Below are 3,570 nucleotides of genomic sequence, written 5' to 3'. Positions count from 1 at the left end.
CCACCCGCTACGACAAACTCGCCCGCAACTACGCCTCGGCCCTCGCTCTGGCCGCCGTCATCGCCTTCTGGTGCTGATCGAGTCCACACCCTAGGCCGGACAGGTCACCCGTGAAGGCCATGAGCGCGGCGCCCGCGCGGGGCGTGATGGTCGCGCCGTCGTCGTAGGTGCCCCACACGCGGCGGGAGTCGGTCGCGTATTCGAGGATCACTGCGCTCTCCGTCGGTTACTGCGAGATCCGGGCGCCGCGGTTGCCCGTGTTGTTGACCGCGGGGGTCTCGGTGCCGTTGGTGGAAGCTCCGAGCGCGTCGACCTGCGCGGCGCCGCCGACAGCGCCCATGGTCCCGCTAGAGTTGGCGGGATTGAAGGTCATGCTGCGGGCGACCGTGGGCGAGTTGTCGGCGTAGACGCCGTAGCTGCCGTTGCCGCCGGCGTTGGTCTGGAACAGGTCGAGCGTGGACAGATAGCCGGCGACCCCGTTGCCGCCGTTGTAGGTGAAGGCGCCGCCGCCGCCATCGTACCGGCTGCTCTGGAAGTTGCCGCCGTTCAGAGCGTTGCCGTAGCTGTTGATCACCCCGCCCGCGTTCCGACGGATCGTCCCGGACAGACACGAGATGCCGTGCGCACCGCTGCCGGCGACCACCACCGTGCCTGCCACGACGAGGGTACTGCCGCTGTTGGCGCCGAGCGAACCCGTCGCGGTCGCTCCGCAGCCGCTGATCAGGAACGATGTGTTGGCGGACACGATCGTCTGGCCGGCGTCGCTGCGGCATCCGGCGCCCGCGAAGCCGTGGATGGCGACGTTGTTGATCGTGCCGCCACCGGTGAGCTGCAGGCCGCTGGCGCCGTTCGATTCCGTCCCAGCGCCGTCGCCAGTGATGAGCAGATCCTGGAAGGTCGGCGACGGGCTTGCGCAGGTCATGCCGGTGCCGAGCGTGAAGCGCAGCTCGGTCTGGAAGATGTTGCGCAAGTTAGTCAGGTTCATCGCGGCGTCGTTCGCGCGATTGGTCGCGGAGAACCCTGTGACGGCGAGCGTCGTCGGGGCCGGCGCCGTGCGCGTACCCTTCAGCGTCACGCGATTCATGTTGGGGTGATCCCAACCGAGCGTCGCGGACGAGACGTACTGCCCGGCCGCGCACTGGAAGGTCACCGACCCGGTCGAGGTGATCAGGTACTTGCCGAGCCACGCGATCGCCGCGGCCGGGCTCGGGAAGTCCGGCGTGCCGGTCAGCGCGATCGTCTTGGTCACCGGCGCGGTGATCAGGAACTGGCTCTGGATGACGTTGAGCACCGAGAGCGCGGCCGTCGGGCAGACGAAGCCGGTGGCGTCCGAGTTCACCCGCAGCTCGACGAAGCCGCCGACCACGAGGTCACCCTTGGCGAGGGCCGAGCCGTCTGACCGGACCACCGGATAGTTGCCGTTGCCGGCGCCGAAGCCAGACACCGCAGCCTGGACCGGCCCGGTGTTGGCGACCTGCACGAAGCCGTAGAACTTCATCCCCGGGCGCAGCGCCGAGAAGGTGACGCCGCCCTGGATCGCCACAGCGAGGACGTTGGCGACCGCACCGTAATTGACCTGCACGCCCAGCGAGATCGCCTTGATCAGCTGCGCGAGATCGGTGCCGTCCGAACTGTCGGCCTGGCCCGAGGTGCGCTGTGCGTTCAGCACCTCGGTCTCGGTGTCGATGACGACCTTGTTGCCCGGGTAGGATCCCTCCACACCCGTGACCGGGTTGCCGTCCGTCCACGGCAGCAGGGCCTGGTCTTCGAGGCCCGTCGCCGGGCTGATCGGGAAGTGCCGCCGCATGTGATCAGGTCCCGGTGTAGTTGAAGATCAAGGTCGTCTGGGCCGGCTTGAGGCGCTGAAGGATGCACTCAAGATCTTCGGCCTTCTGGATCGACAGGAACGAGTCGTTCCCGAAGCTGGACTTGCCGAACTGGAAGCGCGCCATCGCGCGATTGGTCACCGTCACGCGCCACGCGTGCCGTGCGCTGGCGAGCATGAACTGCCCGCGCCGCCCGCCGAACGACGAGCGGCCGAACTGGAACGGCCGGAACTCGGTGATCGTGATGCTGTAGCCGATGCTGGCGGCGAGGCAGACGAAGTAGGCCGGGCTCTGCCCGCCGAAGGCCGCGAAGCGCGCCCGCACCGCCGCGAGCCGCGCCGGGACGCCGCCGGAGCCGGAGAAGCACGGATCCGGCAGGCCGTACTCGCGCTCCCAATCGGGCAATGTGTAGGTGACCGCGGTCGGGAAGGCCTGGGTCGCGGCCGTGAAGTCGAGGCCGAGGTGCCCGGCGGCCCAGGCGGCGATGGCGCGCCACACCGAGCGCTGGACCGGCGAGGCGCCCTTGCCGTCGCCGACCTCGTCCGTTCCCCAGGCCGCACCGCGCGGGGTCAGGGCGAGGATCTGCGGGAGCAGGCCGTCGGCGGTCGGCTGCGCCTCGATATCGGCCACCGACGGCGGGAACGCCGGCAGGGCCGCGCACGGCCAGCCGCTCGGGATGTCGCTCACGATGGCCTCCGGCTACGGCTGGTAGGTGATCGTGCCGAGGACCGGGTACTGCCCGGCGGTGAAGATCAGATCGCCCGGGCTCACGAGCGCGTGGCTGTCCTCGCCGGTTGCCCGGGAGATCGCCTCGTTGAGCCACGAGGCGGACAGCACGAACGAAGTGGTCGGCGTCCCGGGCCGCGCACGGTCGAGGAACACGGCAGCCAGTTCCGCCGCGACCGCTGCCCGGGTGTAGATCGTGTCCGGGTAGAGCTTGCCGATGACCACGTTCACGGGGATCGGCGTCGGCGCGGTCACGACCGGCTCGGCCGTCACCGGCCGGCGCACCGGGTCGGCGACATAGGCCTGTGCCGCGGCGACCTGCCCGGGGCTCGGGATGACGATCGCCGGGTTGGCGACGTAGGCCTGCAGCACCGCGGTGGCGTTGGTCGGATCCAGGCCCGCCGGCAGGTTGAGCACGGTGAACTGGATCCAGACCGAGCCGGCGTTCGAGACGTACCGGTCGACGTAGACCGTAGCGCCGGGCACCGCCGCCTGGACCCATTCGGCATAGTCCGCCGCGGCGCCGCCCTGGGGCGGGTTGCTCTTGCGGAACAGCACCCGCGCCCGGAAGCTCTCGGTGCTCTCCTCATCCGCGCCGCCCGATAGGCCGGTGCCGTCCGACGCCGCGTCGACCGCGCAGGTCGTGGCGAGGCCGATCGGCGCGTCGTCCGGGTTGACCAGCGTCAGCACCGTCCCGGCCGGCGCGTCGCCCGCCGCCGCGCCGACATCCGCCTCGACCGCGATGCTGACGCTATTCCCGCCCGACGTGGCGGTCGCCACGGTGGAATAGGTCACCCCATCGGCACGAACGTACTGAAGCCCGGCCGGCACGATGGTGTTGGGGGCCGCGGCCGCCGTCGCGGAGCCGGTGGCGGGGCTCGCCGGGTCCGGCTGGAGCCCGAGCTCGAAGCCGTGGCGGACCAGCCAGTGAACCGCGCCGGGTTTTCCGGAGGCCGTTTGGTTTGGCTCAGGCGGCCAAGGCTTGGACCTCGGCTTGGGCATAATAGCGTGCCTCCGC

At 70.4% G+C, this 3,570-nt stretch carries 4 protein-coding genes; all 4 read right to left on the bottom strand.

Going from position 1 to position 3,570, the window contains the following annotated elements; translation table 11 throughout:
• Nucleotides 1–28: 28 nt before the first annotated feature.
• Genes ABIC70_RS28330 through ABIC70_RS28315 form a run of 4 tightly spaced genes read right to left on the bottom strand, consistent with a single transcriptional unit; the run spans nucleotide 29 to nucleotide 3,554 of the window.
• Nucleotides 29–211, bottom strand: a complete 183-nt coding sequence (locus tag ABIC70_RS28330; protein ID WP_354442433.1) for a hypothetical protein — start codon at nucleotides 209–211, stop codon at nucleotides 29–31.
• Between the two features lie 15 nt (nucleotides 212–226).
• Entirely contained in the window at nucleotides 227–1,807 is a 1,581-nt protein-coding gene (locus ABIC70_RS28325) for a hypothetical protein (RefSeq protein ID WP_354442431.1), read from the bottom strand.
• A gap of 4 nt (nucleotides 1,808–1,811) precedes the next feature.
• Nucleotides 1,812–2,513, bottom strand: a complete 702-nt coding sequence (locus ABIC70_RS28320) for a putative phage tail protein (RefSeq protein WP_354442429.1) — start codon at nucleotides 2,511–2,513, stop codon at nucleotides 1,812–1,814.
• A gap of 12 nt (nucleotides 2,514–2,525) precedes the next feature.
• Nucleotides 2,526–3,554, bottom strand: coding sequence for a baseplate J/gp47 family protein (locus ABIC70_RS28315; RefSeq protein ID WP_354442427.1), 1,029 nt, complete (start codon nucleotides 3,552–3,554; stop codon nucleotides 2,526–2,528).
• Between the last annotated feature and the right edge of the window lie 16 nt (nucleotides 3,555–3,570).

The sequence above is a fragment of the Methylobacterium sp. 1973 genome, assembly GCF_040545035.1.
GTDB classification, from domain to species: Bacteria; Pseudomonadota; Alphaproteobacteria; order Rhizobiales; family Beijerinckiaceae; genus Methylobacterium; species Methylobacterium fujisawaense.
The sequence above is the reverse complement of the archived record's forward strand: the minus strand, read 5'-3'. Positions and strand labels throughout refer to the sequence as shown.

Bases quoted from the DNA above. Each gene is read 5' to 3' on its own strand.
- ABIC70_RS28325 (WP_354442431.1), bottom strand. From the start codon at position 1,807: ATGCGGCGGCACTTCCCGATCAGCCCGGCGACGGGCCTCGAAGACCAG.
- ABIC70_RS28315 (WP_354442427.1), bottom strand. From the start codon at position 3,554: ATGCCCAAGCCGAGGTCCAAGCCTTGGCCGCCTGAGCCAAACCAAACG.